At 60.6% G+C, this 19,352-nt stretch carries 12 protein-coding genes; all 12 read right to left on the reverse strand.

Annotated elements, in window-relative coordinates:
• Nucleotide 1: 1 nt before the first annotated feature.
• Nucleotides 2-1,483, reverse strand: coding sequence for a type II secretion system ATPase GspE (gene gspE / locus ACM6IO_RS26455; protein WP_414912519.1), 1,482 nt, complete (start codon nucleotides 1,481-1,483; stop codon nucleotides 2-4).
• The gene (gene gspD / locus ACM6IO_RS26460; protein ID WP_414912520.1) at nucleotides 1,480-3,408 is read right to left on the reverse strand and encodes a type II secretion system secretin GspD; all 1,929 of its coding nucleotides are present in this window, start codon (nucleotides 3,406-3,408) and stop codon (nucleotides 1,480-1,482) included. The genes gspE and gspD overlap by 4 nt, the downstream gene beginning before the upstream one ends.
• 7 nt (nucleotides 3,409-3,415) lie before the next feature.
• Entirely contained in the window at nucleotides 3,416-3,760 is a 345-nt protein-coding gene (locus ACM6IO_RS26465) for a hypothetical protein (protein WP_414912521.1), read from the reverse strand.
• Between the two features lie 161 nt (nucleotides 3,761-3,921).
• Nucleotides 3,922-4,464: a cytochrome b gene (locus ACM6IO_RS26470; RefSeq protein WP_192226861.1), complete on the reverse strand. Its 543-nt coding sequence runs from the start codon at nucleotides 4,462-4,464 to the stop codon at nucleotides 3,922-3,924.
• A gap of 77 nt (nucleotides 4,465-4,541) precedes the next feature.
• Nucleotides 4,542-6,008 (reverse strand): N-acetylglucosamine-binding protein GbpA, encoded by a 1,467-nt coding sequence (gbpA, locus tag ACM6IO_RS26475; protein ID WP_414912522.1) that lies wholly within the window; start codon nucleotides 6,006-6,008, stop codon nucleotides 4,542-4,544.
• 292 nt (nucleotides 6,009-6,300) lie between these two features.
• Nucleotides 6,301-7,368, reverse strand: coding sequence for a uroporphyrinogen decarboxylase (hemE, locus tag ACM6IO_RS26480; protein WP_008025187.1), 1,068 nt, complete (start codon nucleotides 7,366-7,368; stop codon nucleotides 6,301-6,303).
• Nucleotides 7,369-7,609: 241 nt separating this feature from the next.
• Nucleotides 7,610-9,028, reverse strand: a complete 1,419-nt coding sequence (locus ACM6IO_RS26485; RefSeq protein WP_192226859.1) for an FAD-dependent oxidoreductase — start codon at nucleotides 9,026-9,028, stop codon at nucleotides 7,610-7,612.
• A gap of 33 nt (nucleotides 9,029-9,061) precedes the next feature.
• On the reverse strand, nucleotides 9,062-13,507 hold the full coding sequence (gltB, locus tag ACM6IO_RS26490; protein ID WP_008025189.1) for a glutamate synthase large subunit: 4,446 nt from the start codon (nucleotides 13,505-13,507) through the stop codon (nucleotides 9,062-9,064).
• 350 nt (nucleotides 13,508-13,857) lie between these two features.
• Nucleotides 13,858-15,471 (reverse strand): AAA family ATPase, encoded by a 1,614-nt coding sequence (locus tag ACM6IO_RS26495; RefSeq protein ID WP_414912523.1) that lies wholly within the window; start codon nucleotides 15,469-15,471, stop codon nucleotides 13,858-13,860.
• Nucleotides 15,472-15,481: 10 nt separating this feature from the next.
• Complete coding sequence (gene aroB, locus ACM6IO_RS26500) at nucleotides 15,482-16,582, reverse strand: 3-dehydroquinate synthase (protein WP_008041853.1); 1,101 nt, start codon at nucleotides 16,580-16,582, stop codon at nucleotides 15,482-15,484.
• A 151-nt stretch (nucleotides 16,583-16,733) separates the two neighbouring features.
• A complete protein-coding gene (gene aroK / locus ACM6IO_RS26505; protein WP_032828585.1) occupies nucleotides 16,734-17,252 on the reverse strand; it encodes a shikimate kinase AroK in 519 nt (172 codons plus the stop codon).
• A 4-nt stretch (nucleotides 17,253-17,256) separates the two neighbouring features.
• Nucleotides 17,257-19,341 carry a type IV pilus secretin PilQ gene (gene pilQ, locus ACM6IO_RS26510; protein ID WP_414912524.1) on the reverse strand — a complete coding sequence of 695 codons (2,085 nt, stop codon included), beginning with the start codon at nucleotides 19,339-19,341 and terminating at the stop codon, nucleotides 17,257-17,259.
• Between the last annotated feature and the right edge of the window lie 11 nt (nucleotides 19,342-19,352).

Raw genomic sequence — 19,352 nt, forward strand, 5'->3', positions numbered from 1 at the left:
GCTAGTCCTCCTGCGTCACGCGCAGTAATTCGTCGAGGCTGGTCACGCCCTCCAGCACCCGCTGGCGACCGTCCTGAAACAGGCTGCGGGAGACCTTGCGCGTCTCTTCTATCAACGCCTGCTCACTCGCACCTTGATGAATCAGAACCGAGACGGCGGGCGTCACGCTGATCAGCTCGTAGATCCCGATCCGCCCGCGATAACCGTGCTGACACTGGTCACATCCCACGGCCCTGAACAGTTGCGGTGGCGCTGCCGAATCGAGCCCGAGGCGCTCGCACGTGGCCTCATCGGCGCTGTACGCCGTCTTGCAATGGGGACACAACGTGCGCAGTAAACGCTGGGCCAGAATGCCCACCAGCGACGATGCCAGCAGGTAGGCATCGACGCCCATGTCCACCAGCCGCGTCACTGCACCGACGGCACTGTTGGTGTGCAACGTCGAGAGCACCAGGTGCCCGGTCAGCGATGCCTGGACGGCGATTTCCGCCGTCTCGCGATCACGGATTTCGCCGACCATCACCACGTCCGGATCCTGACGCAAAATCGCCCGCAAGCCGCGGGCAAACGTCATGTCCACTTTCGGATTGACCGGCATCTGCCCCACACCCGGCAGGTGATATTCGATGGGGTCTTCGACCGTGAGGATGTTGCGTGTCTGATCGTTCAGGCTGCTCAGCGCGGCGTACAGACTGGTGGTCTTGCCGGAACCGGTGGGCCCGGTCACCAGCAGAATGCCGTGAGGTTTTGCGAGCAACTGGCGCAACGCGGCGAGGGTATCGGCAGGCATACCGAGTCGCGGCAATTCCAGGCGCCCGGCCTGCTTGTCGAGCAGGCGCAGCACCACCCGTTCGCCGTGGGCCGAAGGCAGCGTGGAGACCCGCACATCGACTTCGTGCCCGGCCAGTCGCAGGGCCATTCGACCATCCTGCGGGACCCGTTTTTCAGCAATGTCCAGGCGTGCCATGACCTTGATCCGCGACACCAGCAAGGTGGCCAGTTCGCGTCGGGGCCTGAGCATTTCGCGCAATTGCCCGTCGACACGCATGCGTACCGACAGGTACTGCTCGAAAGTTTCCAGGTGCACGTCCGACGCGTGTTCGCGCACCGCTTCGCTGAGCAGTGCGTTGATCAACCGAATGATCGGCGCGTCGCCCTGCTGCTCCAGCAGGTCAGCGGTTTGCGGGACTTGATCGACCAGGCTGAGCAGGTCCAGCTCTTCGTCCAGCCCTTGGGCAACTTGCTCGGCCGCGCTCTGACCTTCGCGATAAGCGACGGCCAGACGTGTGGCGAACACATCAGGCTCAAGTACCCGCATCGGCAGATCCCGAGCGCTTGCCCGACGGGCTTCCGACAGGGCCGTGAGTGGCGTATTGGCGCTCAGCACAAGACTTGATCCCGGCCCGTCGTGCTCCAGCAATACGCCGAAACGCCGGGCGAAACCGAAGGGCAATTGCTGGAGGGATTCACGCAATTCGCTCATGGCGATTCCACCGCTGATTTACGCAAATCGAACACGGGGGCGTCGGGCGCGGGGTCGAACAATTGACGCGCCTCGGCCGGCAGCAGCAAGGAGTTGTTCCCTCGCGCGCCGGGCTTGCTCAATTCACGCAGCGCGTTGTAACGCTGCTGGCTGACGTCTGACAGGTCTTCCTTGCTGCGCACGATGGTCGGCCGCAAAAACACCATCAGGTTACTTTTGGTCTGGGTGTCGCGGGTCCAGCGAAACAGCGCACCGAGGTAGGGAATGTCGCGCAGCAACGGCACCCCGCTCTGTTGGGTGCGGACGCTGTCCCTGATCAGCCCGCCGATGACGATGATTTCGCCATCGTCCGCCAGGATCGTGCTCTTGAGCGCACGTTTGTTGGTGATCAGGTCCGAAGAATCGATGCCCGATACCGAAGGCGCGATGTCCGACACTTCCTGCGCGACCTCCAGGCGCAACGTCGAACCTTCGTTGATGTACGGCTTGATCTTCAGGCTGATGCCCACGTCCTTGCGCTCGACCGTGGTAAACGGATTTTCCGCGCCGTTGCTGTTGGTGGCGTAGGAGCCGGTCTTGAACGGGACGTTTTGGCCGACGATGATTTCTGCCTCCTGATTGTCCAGGGTCAGCAGGCTCGGCGTGGACAGCAGGTTGCTGCGGGTGTTGCTGGCCAGCGCCGAAACCAACGCGCCGAAGCGGTCACTACCCAATCGCAGGACGGCCCCTTCCGGCGCGGATTTTTTCTCGTCAAAGTTCAGCCCGCCGATGATCGGAATGTCGGTGCCGGGGAAGTTGATGAAGCCTTTTGCATCGCTGCCGCTGACGCTCCACTGAACACCCACGGCCTCGGCGATGTCCCCGGAAATCTCGACGATGGCGGCATGGATCAGCACCTGCGCCCGAGGCTGGTCCAACTGACGCACGATGTCCTCGATGGTGCGGATTTGCGCCGGTTCGGCGATCAGCACCAGCGCATTCTGGCTTTCGTCGGCCTTGATCATGAACGTCGTGCCGGGTGAGTTATCCCGGGCGCCACCGACGGCCGTTGCCGGCTTTCGGCCCTGGCCCATCGTTTCGAGGACTTCGGCCAATTGCCTGGCATCGCTGTGACGCAGGCGAATCACCCGCGCATTGTCGAGGGTGGCGGTCGCGGGGGTATCGAGACGGCGTGCGAGGTCGATCAGGCGCTGGCGAACCGACGGTGGACCAATGAGAATCAGCCGATTGGTTCTGGCGTCGGCCAGCACCTGGATCGCCGTATCAGCGCTGCGTTTGCCCAGCGAGGACTCCATGACAGTCGCTACATCAGCAGCCTGTGCGTGCTGCATTTGCACCACGGCATGCTGGTTGTTCTGCCCGGAATCCAGTTGCCGGACCACCTGCGCGATACGGTTCACATTGGCCGCAGTATCGGTGACCACCAGCGCATTGGCTGACATCGAAGGACCGACATAGCCGTTGGCCGACACCAGCGGCCGAACCAGGCCGGCGATGTCGGAAGCGCTGCTGGTGTTCAGTTCGACGACCCGGGTGATGAATTGCGAAGCCGTGGCGTTTTTTGCAATGCCTTGGCCGGCGCGGGTTTTCGCTTCGGTGACCGGCGTAATCAGGATCCGGTCACCCTCGTCGATGACCGTGAAGTTGTGGGCATCCAGCACCGAATAAAACAATCGGCGAACACCTTCGCGGTCGAGGGCCTGACGGGACATGACGGTGATGCGCCCGGAGACTCTGGGATCAAGCACCACCGTGGTCCCGAGAATGGTGGAGATTTCCTCGACGATGTCGCGCAGCTCGGCATTGTTCATCGCCAGTTGCCATTTTTCTTCCTCGGCCCGTACCCCGCCGTGAAAGAGTGACAGCGTCAACGCGGCGAGAAAAAGCAGGGTGCGCAACGCCTGCGCGCTGATGAAACAATTCATGGGCTGATCACTCTGACGGCCCGGAGAGCGGGCGTAGAAAATGCGCAGGAGTCGCGGGGGCCGGAGCCTCGGTTTGCGGGTCGAATCGACGCAAGAGCTGCGTGGCAGACGTCTGCAGCGTCAGCACTTCTTCTCGCCCCTTGTTCCACAACACCGCCTGATTCGCCTCGACGCGGCGCAGGACGCTGCCGCCCGGCAACGGATCGCCCACCTGATAAATCCGCGAGCCTTGAGCGTCTGCCAGCAGCGCTCTGGACAACCCTCTGGCCAGGACAAAACTGGCCTGCAGGGTCAGCGGCTCGGCGCTGGCCAACAACGTGGCTCCCGCCGTCAGACCGAGTACCGTCGCCACCGCGGTGGTATCCAGAGGTGCTCGGGGCGGTGGCGTCGCTATCGTTGAAACGACAGGCATCGGTGCGACACGGCTTTGACGAAATCCCCACTCTTGCCACACCAGAAAGGATCCGTACGCGACGGTCACCAGCAGCAGGCAGAGGGAACAGAGTCGCCCGTTCACTCGGCGCGGCCACTGCCAAACTTGCTGCACAAGGACATTCGCCGCAGTACGCGGTGACCGCACAGTTCATGGAAAATCACCGCACCGACATGCATCGCGATCAGCAGTGAAAGCACCAGGCACGACCAAACGTGAATGGTGACAAACAGCGCGATAAGCGCTGGATCACTCAGCGGCTGCGCAATATCGAACCACCCGAATACATCAATCGGGCGGTCCATCATCAACACACCGGTCACCAACACGACACTCACCGTCAGGTAGATCAGTGTGTGGGCATACAGCGCGAGTTTTTCCATGGGCGACAAGGTGTTCACGCTCGTCTGCCGGGCGTGAACGACAAAAATAAACAGCCGCCAGACAAAAAACGGGATGAACACCGTCGTCAGCGACACATTGATAAAGGCAACCCGCTCACCGACGCGGGCTGGCACGTCCACAAAGGCCACGTAGAACCCCGACGCCAGCGTCCAGATGATCACCGCCGCCGACACCCAGTGCAGCCATACGCGTTGGGTGGAGTAACCCGAAACCGTCATTTTCGACTCGACTTTTCAACAGGAAGATAAGCCTTCAGGCAATCCTGTTCCGGATCGCCTGAAGTGTTACGAGAGACTTAGATTTTGTCCCACGCCATGTGCCAGTGCGCCCCTACACCAGGCTCAAAGCCGTTGGCCGTCGGGGTGTATTGCTTGCAGTAACCGGACGCGGGGAATGGCTTGCATTCGAAGATTTCATTGGTCTTCGGTTGCAGCACTTTGGTGCCGGCGGTGTACTCGCTGATGCCTTCGGGGAACACGAAGTCGTGCTCGATGCCCGCGCCTTCACCGGTCATGTGGGTGGGTTGGGTGTCCTGGCGAGTGGTGCGGCCATCCAGCGTGGTGCCGACCAGCGTCAGGGTGTGTTTGCCGGGATTGCTGCGAACATCCATGGTCAGCCAGGTCGGACCGCTGTCTACTTGCTTCGCGACAGAGCCGACCGGCTTGTTGTTCTCGTCGAACAGGGTCGCTTCGACGTTCATCGCACGGTTCGAGATCATGCTGAACTGGACGTTGGCCAGGCCTTTGTCCAGAACGTATTCGGCTTGCTGGGAGGCCACCGACATGCGCGCGGCGGTGTCTTCCTTCATGTCCAGCTGAACTTCGAATCGGGTTACGCCGCTTTCTTTCTGGGCGTAGAGGGTGTTGTTACCCCGGACCGGTTCGATGTTGCCGCTCTCATCACGAATACCGGCACGGATAAGCGATTGGGTGCTGTTGATTTTTTCTGCGAGTTTGAACGCCCATTTGTTCGGCGAGCCTTCCTCGGCAGTGTCGATGGAGATCTCGACGTCGAAATTCGGGCTGACACCGTTGGCAGAGAATGCACGGGCCTTGACCTTGTCGCCGATCATCAATTGGGCCGATGGCGTGATGCCGCCAACGGAAGACCAGCCACCGGGCAACGACGGTTCGCCGAGGATGTTCACATCGACAGCGTTGTAAAACGCCGCGTCGGTATCACCGACGGTCCAGATCCCGAGGATGACGTGCTGGCCGGATTTGTCGTCAGGAATGTTGCAGTTGTGTTTGGCGCCGGACACCGGCAGTTGATGATTCCCCTCGACAACGCAGAACGGGGTGCTTTCGAACGAGGTGCGCTTGAGGGATTCGTTAACGTTCCAGCCGTTGCGAGTGATGAAGTACTCATGCTTGGTGGCCGGGTGAGCCTGGGTGTAGCGCCATTGGAAATCGATGTTGCGGTCTTTGATTTCCGTTAATTGCCAACGGGTAGCGGACTGAGCATCCATAGCGGAGAACGATGGATGACCGCCACTTGGAATCTTGCCATCGATCGGCCCTTGCAAAGGCGCACCGCCTGTACCAGCCGGAAAACCTTTGAATGTTTCGCCAACACTTTGAGGCTCGTATTGCGCGGAACCACAGTTGGTGTTTACCCCTTTCTGGCACAGCAACGCGCGCGAAGGCGGCACTTCCATATAGCCATGGGCCGAAACAGTTTGAGACGCCAACATTGCCGATAACAGGATCATTGAAGAGGAGCATGCGCTTAGCGCACCTCCCTTGTAGAAGGTCTTTTTCATGAGTGTGTTCCAGACTACTTATCGAAAATTAAGGCGCCACAAGGACGCCGCTGTTCGTAATCTCGTTCGGTGGGCGGCACCGGACGAAGGTCTGAAACCTTACGGAGATGGGCACGAATTCTATGTAGGACAAGTCGCCGTTTAGATGGGGATTACTCTCTCTCTTCACTTGTCTGACAAAGAGGGAAAACATTCTTACAGGATGAAACGGATTAGGCGGGCACACGGTATTTCAGACAAAAAAAAAGCCTGCCCGGCGTTGGCCGGACAGGCTTGATGGAACCTGAGAGAACTACTCGTGATACTGCGCCGACAGCTCATGCACCGCGCGCAGGAACGCACCCGCATGTTCCGGATCGACTTCCGGCGTAATGCCATGACCCAGGTTGAACACGTGGCCGCTACCCTTGCCATAGCTGGCGAGGATCCGTCCGACTTCGGTACGAATGGCTTCCGGTTTGGCGTAGAGCACGGTCGGGTCCATGTTGCCTTGCAAGGCAACTTTGTCGCCAACGCGAGCCCGGGCATTGCCGATATCGCACGTCCAGTCCAGGCCCAGCGCATCAGCACCGGCATCAGCGATGCTTTCCAGCCACAGGCCGCCGTTCTTGGTGAACAGGATGACCGGAACCTTGCGGCCTTCGTGTTCGCGGATCAGGCCGCTGACGATTTTGCGCATGTAGGCCAGGGAGAATTCCTGGTACGCCGCCGCCGACAGGTTGCCGCCCCACGTGTCGAAAATCTGCACCGCTTGCGCGCCGGCCATGATCTGGCCGTTGAGGTACGAGGTCACCGACTGCGCCAGCTTGTCCAGCAGCAGGTGCATGGCTTGCGGGTTGTCGTAGAGCATGGCTTTGGTCTTGCGGAAGTCTTTCGACGAGCCGCCTTCGACCATATAGGTGGCCAGGGTCCATGGGCTGCCGGAGAAACCGATCAGCGGTACACGACCGTTCAGTTCGCGGCGGATGGTGCTGACCGCGTCCATCACGTAACCGAGGTCTTTGTGCGGATCAGGAATCGGCAGGGCTTCGATATCGGCCATCGTGCTGACGACTTTTTTGAAGCGCGGACCTTCACCGGTTTCGAAGTACAGGCCCTGGCCCATGGCGTCCGGGATGGTGAGGATGTCGGAGAACAGGATTGCCGCGTCCAGTTGCGGATAGCGGTCGAGCGGTTGCATGGTGACTTCGCAAGCGAACGCCGGGTTCATGCACAGGCTCATGAAGTCGCCGGCCTTGGCACGGCTGGCGCGGTATTCAGGCAAGTAGCGACCGGCCTGACGCATCATCCACACAGGGGTGACGTCTACAGGTTGCTTGAGCAGGGCGCGAAGGAAACGGTCGTTCTTCAGGGCAGTCATGTCGGCATCCGGAAAAAAAGTGCGGGCATTTTCTCAGAGCTCGACGCAAAAGGCACGGATGCAGGTCAGCCTTTTGTCTATCGGGTCAATTTGTCGCGGGTTACATCAACTAAATCTGCGTTGAATTTACCGGCCTCTTCGCGGGCAAGCCTCGCTCCTACAGGGTCATATTGCACCTGTAGGAGCGAGCGGTGCGGCGATCCGACTTGCCCGCGAAGGGAGCGACGCCGATCAAGCAGATTTAGACGCCCAGGTAGTCCAGGATCCCTTCCGCCGCATTGCGGCCTTCGAAGATCGCCGTCACCACCAGGTCGGAACCGCGAACCATATCGCCACCGGCGAAGATTTTCGGGTTGCTGGTCTGGTGCTTGAACTGACCTTGTTCAGGCGCAACTACGCGGCCCTGGCTGTCGGTCTGGATGCTGAACTGCTCGAACCACGGCGCCGGGCTTGGACGGAAACCGAAAGCGATGACCACGGCGTCGGCCGGGATGATCTCTTCGGAGCCCGGGATCGGCTCGGGGCTGCGACGGCCACGGGCGTCCGGCTCGCCGAGACGGGTCTCGACCACCTTCACGCCTTCAACCTTGTCTTCACCCACGATGGCGATCGGCTGGCGGTTGTAGAGGAATTTCACGCCTTCTTCCTTGGCGTTCTTCACCTCTTTGCGCGAGCCAGGCATGTTCGCTTCGTCACGACGATACGCACAGGTCACCGACTTGGCGCCCTGGCGGATCGAGGTACGGTTGCAGTCCATCGCCGTGTCGCCGCCGCCCAGTACCACGACCTTCTTGCCTTTCATGTCGACGAAATCTTCCGGCGACTTTTCAAAGCCCAGGTTGCGGTTGACGTTAGCGATCAGGAAGTCCAGCGCGTCATGCACGCCCGGCAGGTCTTCACCGGCAAAGCCGCCCTTCATGTAGGTGTAGGTGCCCATGCCCATGAACACGGCATCGTATTCTTCGAGCAGTTGCTCGACGGACACGTCCTTGCCCACTTCGGTGTTCAGGCGGAACTCGATGCCCATGCCGGTGAAGACTTCGCGGCGATTGCTCAGCACGGTCTTTTCCAGCTTGAACTCCGGGATGCCGAAGGTCAGCAGACCGCCGATTTCCGGGTTCTTGTCGAACACCACCGGGGTCACGCCGCCGCGTACCAGCACGTCGGCACAACCGAGGCCGGCCGGGCCTGCGCCGATGATCGCGACACGTTTGCCGGTCGGCTTGACCTTGGACATGTCCGGGCGCCAGCCCATGGCGAACGCGGTGTCGGTGATGTACTTCTCGACCGAACCGATGGTCACCGCGCCGAAGCCGTCGTTGAGGGTGCAGGCACCCTCGCACAGACGATCCTGCGGGCACACCCGGCCGCAGACTTCCGGCAGGGTGTTGGTCTGGTGTGACAGCTCGGCGGCCTGGAGGATGTTGCCCTCGGCCACCAGTTTCAGCCAGTTCGGAATGAAGTTGTGCACCGGGCACTTCCATTCGCAATACGGGTTACCGCAACCCAGGCAGCGGTGGGCCTGATCGGCCGAATGCTGGGGTTTGAAGGGTTCGTAGATCTCCACGAACTCTTTCTTGCGTTGACGCAACAGTTTCTTCTTCGGATCTTTGCGCCCGACGTCGATGAACTGGAAGTCGTTATTCAGACGTTCAGCCATTGTTAAAACCTCATCAAACTCTTCAGGCGCATATCACTGCGGGTTGGCACGGGTGCTGGAAAGCAACGTTTTCAAGCTGGCAGCCTTGGGCTTGACCAACCAGAAACGGCGCAGGTAGTCATCGAGGTTTTCCGCGAGTTCACGACCCCACTCGCTGTCAGTTTCCTCGACGTACTCGTTCAGCACGCGTTGCAGGTGGCTACGGTAGGCTTCCATCGCTTCGCCGCTGATCCGCTGGATTTCCACCAGTTCGTGGTTGACCCGGTCAACGAAGGTGTTGTCCTGATCGAGCACGTAGGCGAAACCGCCGGTCATGCCCGAGCCGAAGTTATAACCGGTTTTGCCCAGGACGCAGACGAAACCACCGGTCATGTACTCGCAGCAGTGATCGCCAGTGCCTTCCACCACGGTGTGAGCACCGGAGTTACGCACTGCGAAACGCTCGCCCGCAGTGCCGGCAGCGAACAACTTGCCGCCGGTGGCGCCGTACAGGCAGGTGTTGCCGATGATGGCACTGTCCTGCGTCTTGTAGGCGCTGCCCTTCGGCGGAACGATGACCAGTTTGCCACCGGTCATGCCTTTGCCGACGTAGTCGTTGGCGTCGCCTTCCAGGTACATGTTCAAACCGCCGGCGTTCCACACACCGAAGCTCTGACCGGCCGTCCCTTTGAAGCGGAAGGTGATCGGCGCGTTCGCCATGCCTTGGTTGCCGTGCTTGCGCGCGATTTCACCGGAGATCCGCGCGCCGATCGAACGGTCGCAGTTGCAGATATCCAGCGCGAATTCGGCGCCGCTCATGTCGTTGATGGCCGAGGTGGCCATGTCGATCATTTTCTCGGCCAGCAGGCCTTTGTCGAACGGCGGGTTGCGGTCGACCTGGCAGAACTGAGGCTTGTCTGCCGGGATGTGATCGCTGCCCAGCAACGGGGTCAGGTCCAGGTGGTTCTGCTTGGCGGTCTGGCCTTCGAGGACTTCCAGCAGATCGGTGCGACCGATCAGCTCTTCGAGGGAGCGCACGCCCAGCTTGGCCAGCCACTCACGGGTTTCTTCGGCGACGTAGGTGAAGAAATTCACCACCATGTCGACGGTGCCGATGTAGTGATCCTTACGCAGCTTCTCGTTCTGAGTCGCGACGCCGGTGGCGCAGTTGTTCAGGTGGCAGATACGCAGGTATTTGCAACCCAGGGCAATCATTGGCGCGGTGCCGAAACCGAAGCTTTCAGCGCCGAGGATGGCCGCCTTGATCACATCGAGGCCGGTTTTCAGGCCGCCGTCGGTCTGTACCCGGACTTTGCCGCGCAGGTCGTTGCCACGCAGGGTCTGGTGGGTTTCGGCCAGGCCGAGTTCCCACGGAGCGCCCGCGTATTTGATCGAGGTCAGCGGCGATGCACCGGTGCCGCCGTCGTAGCCGGAGATGGTGATCAAGTCCGCGTAGGCCTTGGCCACACCGGCGGCGATGGTACCGACGCCCGCTTCTGCTACCAGTTTCACCGAGACCAGGGCCTTCGGGTTGACTTGTTTCAGGTCGAAAATCAGCTGCGACAAGTCTTCGATCGAGTAGATGTCGTGGTGCGGTGGCGGCGAAATCAGGGTCACGCCCGGCACTGCGTAACGCAGCTTGGCGATCAGACCGTTGACCTTGCCGCCTGGCAGTTGACCGCCTTCGCCGGGCTTGGCGCCCTGAGCGACCTTGATCTGCAGTACTTCAGCATTGACCAGGTATTCCGGGGTCACACCGAAACGGCCAGTCGCGACTTGCTTGATTTTCGAGCTCTTGATGGTGCCGTAGCGCGCCGGGTCTTCGCCGCCTTCGCCGGAGTTGGAACGCGCACCGAGGCGGTTCATGGCTTCGGCCAGGGCTTCGTGAGCTTCCGGCGACAGTGCGCCAAGCGAAATGCCGGCGGAGTCAAAGCGCTTGAGCACCGATTCCAGCGGTTCGATCTCGCTGATGTCCAGCGGCGTGGCCAGCGTCTTGACGTTGAACAGGTCGCGGATCATCGACACCGGACGGTTGTCCACCAGCGACGTGTATTCCTTGAACTTGCTGTAGTCGCCCTGCTGCACAGCGGCTTGCAGGGTGTTGACCACGTCCGGGTTGTAGGCGTGATATTCGCCACCGTGGACAAACTTCAGCAGACCGCCTTGCTGGATCGGCTTGCGCGGGCTCCAGGCTTCGGCGGCGAGGGCTTTCTGCTCGGCTTCGATGTCGACGAAACGTGCGCCCTTGATGCGGCTCGGCACACCACGGAAGCTCAGGTCGCAGACTTCCTCGGACAGGCCGATGGCTTCGAACAATTGAGCGCCGCGGTAAGAAGCGATGGTCGAGATACCCATCTTCGACAGGATTTTCAGCAGGCCTTTGGTGATGCCTTTGCGGTAGTTCTTGAACACCTCATAGAGGTCGCCCAGGACTTCACCGGTACGGATCAGGTCGCCCAGCACTTCATAAGCCAGGAACGGATAGACCGCCGAGGCGCCGAAGCCGATCAACACCGCAAAGTGGTGCGGGTCGCGTGCGGTGGCGGTTTCCACCAGGATGTTGGAGTCGCAACGCAGGCCTTTTTCGGTCAGGCGGTGGTGTACCGCGCCGGTGGCCAGGGAAGCGTGGATCGGCAACTTGCCCGGTGCAATGTGACGGTCGCTCAGGACGATCTGGGTGCGACCGGCGCGAACGGCTTCTTCAGCCTGATCGGCGACGTTGCGCACAGCCGCTTCGAGGCCGACGCTTTCGTCGTAGTTGAGGTCGATGATCGCGCGCTCGAAGCCCGGACGATCGAGGTTCATCAGCGAGCGCCACTTGGCCGGGGAAATGACCGGCGAGCTGAGGATTACGCGCGAGGCGTGTTCCGGCGACTCCTGGAAGATGTTGCGCTCGGCACCGAGGCAGATCTCCAGCGACATGACGATGGCTTCACGCAGCGGGTCGATCGGCGGGTTGGTCACCTGCGCGAACTGCTGGCGGAAATAGTCGTACGGCGTGCGCACGCGCTGGGACAGCACGGCCATCGGCGTATCGTCGCCCATCGAGCCAACGGCTTCGTAGCCTTGCTCGCCGAGCGGACGCAGCACCTGGTCGCGTTCTTCGAACGTGACCTGATACATCTTCATGTACTGCTTGAGCTGATCGACGTCGTAGAACGCCGAACCGTGGTCGTTGTCTTCCATGGTCGCCTGGATGCGCAGTGCATTCTTGCGCAGCCATTGCTTGTACGGATGACGGGATTTCAGACGGTTGTCGATCGCGTCGGTGTCGAGGATCTGGCCGGTTTCGGTGTCCACGGCAAAGATCTGGCCCGGGCCAACGCGACCCTTGGCGATCACGTCTTCAGGCTGGTAGTTCCAGACACCGATTTCGGACGCCAGGGTGATGAAACCGTTCTTGGTGGTGACCCAACGCGCCGGACGCAGACCGTTACGGTCGAGCAGGCACACCGCGTAACGACCGTCGGTCATTACCACGCCGGCCGGGCCGTCCCACGGTTCCATGTGCATCGAGTTGTATTCGTAGAACGCTCGCAGATCCGGGTCCATGGTTTCGACGTTCTGCCACGCTGGCGGAATGATCATCCGCACGCCACGGAACAGGTCGATGCCACCGGTGACCATCAGCTCGAGCATGTTGTCCATGCTGGAGGAGTCGGAACCGACGCGGTTCACCAGCGGGCCGAGTTCTTCCAGATCCATCAGATCGTTGGTGAACTTGGTGCGACGGGCCTGGGCCCAGTTGCGGTTGCCGGTGATGGTGTTGATCTCGCCGTTGTGGGCGAGGAAGCGGAATGGCTGGGCCAGCGGCCATTTCGGCAGGGTGTTGGTGGAAAAGCGCTGGTGGAACACGCAAATCGAGGTTTGCAGGCGCTGATCGCTGAGGTCTGGATAGAAGGCGGTCAAATCCGCCGGCATCATCAGGCCTTTGTAGATGATGGTCTTGTGCGAAAAGCTGCAGATGTAGTGATCGACGTCTGCGGCGTTGGCCACGGACGAGCGACGACGTGCGCTGAACAGCTTGATCGCCATGTCCTGATCGCTCAGGCCTTCACCGCCGATGTAGACCTGCTCGATCTGCGGCAGGCGCTCAAGGGCCAGGCGGCCGAGGACGCTGGTGTCGATCGGCACTTTGCGCCAGCCGACCAGGGTCAGGCCTTCGGCCAGGATCTCGCGGTTCATGTTCTCGCGAGCGGCTTCGGCTTTGACCGGGTCCTGGTTGAAGAAGACCATGCCCACCGCATATTGCTTGGGCAGTTCGACACCGAAGGTTTCCTGGGCGATGGCTCGCAGGAACACGTCCGGCTTTTGAATCAGCAGACCGCAACCGTCACCGGTCTTGCCGTCGGCGTTGATCCCACCGCGGTGGGTCATGCAGGTCAGGGCCTCGATGGCCGTTTGCAAAAGGGTATGACTGGGCTCGCCCTGCATATGGGCTATCAGGCCGAAACCGCAGTTATCCTTGAATTCATCTGGTTGGTACAGACCTGCTTTCATAGACACTTTCTCACCAGGCTGCCTCTTATCGAGGCAAATTTCTTTTCAATTCAACCACTTACCATCCGCGCCGAACGTACGCCAGCTTTGCGGGGGCAAAAGGGAGGTCATTGTACACACCGACACAGAGGCTCACAAATTTGACGACGAAATGTCGCAAATCTATGTCGCATTTGTGAAAGGTTTAAAGCGATCTGCTGTGCTAGTCAAAACTTTTTTAATTTTGACTGCAACGACTCAAAGACTACTGTGACGCAGACACCACAAGGCACGCGGCCTGTAGAGGCGGCATGCGCTTGTAGAAATTTTGAGGTGCCGGGAGAGGCGGCCTGGGTAAGGCCGCCGAATCTTCAGCGAGTTGTTGCCAGTTCCTGTTGGACGCTGGCGACAGTGCGAGGCCAAGGTTTACCAGCCTGAACCTTCGCTGGCAAGGCCTTGATGGCGGTAACGGCTGCATCGCGGTTGGCGAAGTTACCGTAAGTGATGACGTAAAGCGGCTTGCCGTTGAGGACTTTCTTGAAATAACGGTACTCGCCGCCCTGCTCTTTCACGAAGTTTTGCGCGGTCGCCTCGGAGCTGGTGCCGAGGATCTGCACCACGTAGTTACCCGGAGCCTGACCGGCGTACCAGGTGCCGCCGGCAGCCTTGGCCGCAGCCGCTGGTTTCTCGGCAGGCTTGGCGGTTGCGACAGCCGCTGGCTTGGCTGGCGCAGGCGCTGGTGCCGGCTTCACTGCAGGCGTAGTCGGAACCGGTTTGGCCGTCGCGACCTGAGTCGGCGCTGGTGCAGGCGCTGGCGTCGGCTTGGCGGCAGGCGTTGGCGCAGGACCGGCCTGGATGCCCGCAGGAGGCGCGATGGTGGTTACGGTCGGCGGTGTAGCGCTGGAACCCTCTACCGGCACGCCATCATCGCCCTCGGTGATGCCACCGGCGGCTTCAGCCAGCGGGCCACGCATGACCGGCTGCGAGTTGCCGACCAACGGCAATGGCATCGGTTGCGAATTACCGGCGAATTCCACGGCAGGTGCGCCGCCGCTGTTAGGTTGTGGCGTGCCCTGCCCAAGCGGCAGTTGCGCCTGTTCGTTGGCAGGTGCGCCGGTGGTCGGTGCTTTGCTGCGACCCGGCATCAACCAGGCGGCGGCTACCGCGACCACGACGACGGCGGAAATCGCCAATACGTGTTTCTTCGGCATGTTGAACCCCATACTTGGACGCTTGACCGCTGAGCGGCTGGCAATCATGGCTTCGATCATTGCATCGCGGGCAACCTGGTTGATGTTGCCAGGCCAGCCGTCGGAGCTTTCGTGAATATCAGAGATCTGTTCTGCGGTGAAAAGTTCGATACCCCGTCCAGCACCTTCGAGCCGCTGGTCCAGATATTCGCGGGTTTCTTCTTCGGTGTAAGGCTGCAGCTCGATGACGTGGAAGCGCTCTTCTTCAAGGCTCAGCGCCTCAAGTTGAGCGATCAGCGAGGATTCGCCGAACAGGAACACGTGCGGGCGGCCTTCCGGCGCACCGGCGGCCAGCTCCATCAAGGCTTCGAGCGCGGACTCGTCGAGCTGCTCGGCGTCGTCCACCAGCAAATAGACTTCCTGACCGGTCAGCGCGAGCTGCACGACCTGAGCCAGAATCGCGCCGGTCTCGGCCTCGGCGACGTTCAGCGCCTGAGCCACTTGACGCAGCACGCCCGCCGCATCACCGGCGCCACGGGCGGAAACCACCACGCTTTGAACGGACTGTTTATTGGTGCTGGCCACCAGGGCCTGACGCAACAGGGTCTTGCCACTGCCTTGCGGGCCGGTGACCACCAGCAGCAACTGGCTGTAACGAGCCAGGTGGTGCAGCTGACCCAGCACAGGTTTGCGCTGGGCCGGGAAGAATTTGAAGCCAGGCACCCGTGGAGCAAAAGGGTCATGACTCAACTGGTAATGGCCGAGGAAAGCCTCGTCGGCGTGCAAACTAGTCATCGGGATCTTATTAACCTTTAAGCTGAGCCAGGGCGCGGTAATCCGCTCCCAGCGTGGCCTGTAGAACCTCTTTCGGATAATCGTCGGTCACCACTGCTTCGCCCATGTGGCGCAGCAGCACCAGGCGCAAACGACCGTCGATCACTTTCTTGTCAATTGCCATGTGTTCGAGAAAATCGGCTTCAGTCATCTCTTCAGGCGGGATGACCGGCAGGCCGGCACGCTGGAACAGGCGAATGCCGCGATCACGCTCTTGCTCACTGATCCAGCCCAGACGCGTGGACATTTCCAACGCCATTACCGTACCGGCAGCGACCGCCTCACCATGCAGCCAGACACCATAGCCCATGTGGGTTTCGATGGCGTGGCCGAACGTGTGGCCCAGGTTCAACGTGGCGCGAACGCCGGTTTCCTTTTCATCGGCGCCGACCACCGCCGCCTTCGCCGCGCAGGAGCGCTCGATGGCATAGGTCAGGGCGACCTGGTCCAGGGCGCGCAGGCGATCGACGTTTTCTTCGAGCCAGGTCAGGAAGGGCTCGTCGCAGATCAAGCCGTATTTGATGACTTCAGCAAGCCCGGCGGACAACTCGCGGGCCGGCAGGGTATTGAGGGAGGCGGTATCGATCAGCACCACGTTCGGCTGATAGAAGGCGCCGACCATGTTTTTGCCCAGCGGATGATTGATCCCGGTCTTGCCGCCCACCGAGGAGTCGACTTGCGAAAGCAGAGTGGTTGGAACCTGGATGAAATCGACGCCACGCTGGTAACAGGCGGCGGCAAAACCGGCCATGTCGCCAATCACGCCGCCACCGAGGGCGATCACGGTCGTGCGACGGTCGTGTCGTGCGGTCAGCAAGCCGTCGAAAATCAGTTGCAGGGTTTCCCAGGTCTTGAAGGCTTCACCGTCGGGCAGCACCACGGAAATCACCGAATACTGCGCAAGGCTGCGGGTCAGACGTTCAAGATAGAGCGGCGCAACGGTTTCGTTGGAGATGATCGCCACTTGCCGTCCGCGAATATGCGGGGCCAGCAGCTCAGGCTGATCCAACAAACCTTCGCCAATATGAATCGGGTAGCTGCGCTCGCCTAGATCGACCTTGAGTGTCTGCATGTGTCCCCACAGTGAAGATGAAATCAGGCATCCCGCCTTGAGTTATCGAGTATCCAGGGCATCTGATGGTGTGACGCCGTTCGGTAGCCATCCGCCACAACCTTGAGCGGTCGTGGCAGGACGCCGAGGATAGCGCATTTCGCGCTGCGCTTTAACGGGGAGGCAGCTGCTGCAAGCGCTCGAGAATATCGAGCACCACCATACGCGGCGGCCGCTCATCCGTTTCAACCACCAGGTCGGCGATTTCCCGATAAAGCGGGTCGCGCAACTCCAGCAGATCCCGTAGGGTCTTGGCCGGGTCGGCAGTACGCAACAGTGGCCGATTGCGGTCGCGGGCAGTGCGGCCGACCTGCTGCTCCACGGAAGCGTGCAGATAAACCACCCGACCACCGGCACGCAGCGCCCGACGATTGGCTTCGCGCATGACTGCACCGCCACCAGTCGCCAGCACCACGCCGTCGCAATCGCACAGTTCGGCAATCATCGCCTGCTCGCGGTCGCGAAAGCCCGGTTCGCCTTCCTTATCAAAAATCCATGGGATATTGGCGCCCGTGCGCAATTCAATTTCCTTATCGGAATCTTTGAATGGCAGGCGCAGCTCTTTGGCCAGCAACCGGCCGATGGTGCTTTTTCCAGCCCCCATCGGTCCAACAAGAATCAAATTTCGCACAGAATCAATGACTCACAGCAATCGCCTGGTTGTTCATGATACGCGGAGTGAGAAATACCAGCAGCTCGGATTTTTTCTCCGAAACCACGTCACGCCGGAAAAGGCGGCCAAGATACGGCACATCGCCGAGAAATGGCACCTTATCTACAACCTTGCTCTGAGTATTTGAGAAAACGCCACCGATTACGATGGTCTCGCCGTCATTGACCAGGACCTTGGCGTTGACCTCGTTTTTCTTGATCGGCGGTACATCCTGGACCTTGTTCAGGTAGTCCGGTTCGTCCTTGGTGACCTTGACCTCCATGATGATCCGGTTGTCCGGGGTGATCTGCGGCGTCACTTCCAGCGACAACGAGGCCTCTTTGAAGGACACCGATGTGGCCCCGCTGGAGCTGGCCTCCTGGTACGGGATCTCGGTGCCCTTGAGGATTTTTGCGGTTTCCTTGTCGGACGTGACCACTTTGGGCTGTGAGACGATTTCGCCGTTACCGGTTTTCTCCATGGCGGTCAGTTCAAGATCCAGCAGCACATTGTCGGTGATGAAGGCGATGCCGAGCCCCGAGGTATTGGCGGCGGCGCCCATATCGACGAACGGCGAGTTGGTACTGGTGCTGCCAGGCGTGCCGATGGTCGACGAAGCATCGGCGCCGTTGCTGACCCCGGACGTGTTCCAGTTGCCCTTGTTCTGCAACGAACCACCCCAGCGCACGCCGAGGCTTTTGTCGTAGTCGACGTTGGCTTCGACGATTCGCGCCTCGATCATCACCTGACGCACCGGGATGTCCAGTTGCGCGACGATCCGGCGAAGTTCGTCGAGGCGATCCTGGGTCTGATAGGCAATGATGTTGTTGGTCCGGTCATCGACAGTGATCGAACCCCGCTCATCCACTTTTGCCTCGGCACTGGTCACCGACGTGAACAACTTGGCGATATCCGCCGCCTTGGCGTAATTGACCTGCAGCAGCTCACGACGCAATGGCGCCAGATCGGCAATCTGCTTCTGCGATTCCAGCTCCTGACGTTCGCGCGCGGCAATCTCGTCGGCCGGCGCTACCAGCAGCACGTTGCCGATCTTGCGCTTATCCAGCCCCTTGGTTTTCAGCACCAGGTCCAGCGCCTGATCCCATGGCACGTTTTGCAGGCGCAAGGTGATGCCGCCCTGCACCGTGTCGCTGGCCACCAGATTGAGGTTGGTGAAGTCGGCGATCAGTTGCAGCACCGAGCGCACGTCAATGTCCTGGAAGTTCAGCGAGAGCTTTTCACCGGTGTAGGCAAAACGTTCGGCGTTGCGCTTTTGCAGGTCATCGACGGTCATCGGGCGAATGCTGACGGTCAGCTTGTTGTCGGTCTGGTAGGTCGAGTAATCGAAGGTGCCGCTGGGCTCGATGCTGATGGTCGCCCGGTCCCCGGTGGCACTGGCGTTGACGAACTGCACCGGCGTGGCGAAATCCTTGACGTCCAGGCGCACTCGCAGAGGTTCTGGTAATTGGGTTCTGGCAAAATTAAGGACGATCTTGCCATCGCGTTCCTGAATGTCCGGGGCGATGGAAGGGTCCGACAGGTCGATGACCACGTTGCCTTCGCCCTGGGTTCCACGCTGGAAATCCACGCCGCGAATGGCCTTGCTCGCCGGCGCATAAGCCTTGGCCGGCGCCACAGTTGCCGTGGCGACCCGCGAAGGCCTGGCGGCAGGCGCGGCAGCGTTACTGCCTCCCCGCCCGACCACAACAAACAGGTTGTTGCCTTCGACCCGTGCGGTGTACGGGGTCAATTGAGTCAGGTTGATGATCAGCCGTGTGCGGTCCTTGGCTTCCACCACTGTGGCGCTGCGGGCGTTGCCGCCACCAAGATCACGGGTCTTGCTCGCCAACTGACTGACCACGCCAGGCAGATCCAGCGCAATCCGCGCAGGCTGCTCCGTCGTGTAACCGTGGGGCGCCGGCGGCGCGCCATCGAATGACAACTTCAACTCGACGCGGTCTCCCGGCAGCGCGGCAACATCCAGCGCCTTGAGGTTGGCCGCTTGTACCATCGGCGACAGCAACGCTATCCATAGCGAAATACCGAAGGTTGCGAAAATCCTGTTCATTATTCGAGTTC

Source organism: Pseudomonas sp. IT-P44, assembly GCF_949768225.1.
Lineage (GTDB): Bacteria > Pseudomonadota > Gammaproteobacteria > Pseudomonadales > Pseudomonadaceae > Aquipseudomonas > Aquipseudomonas migulae.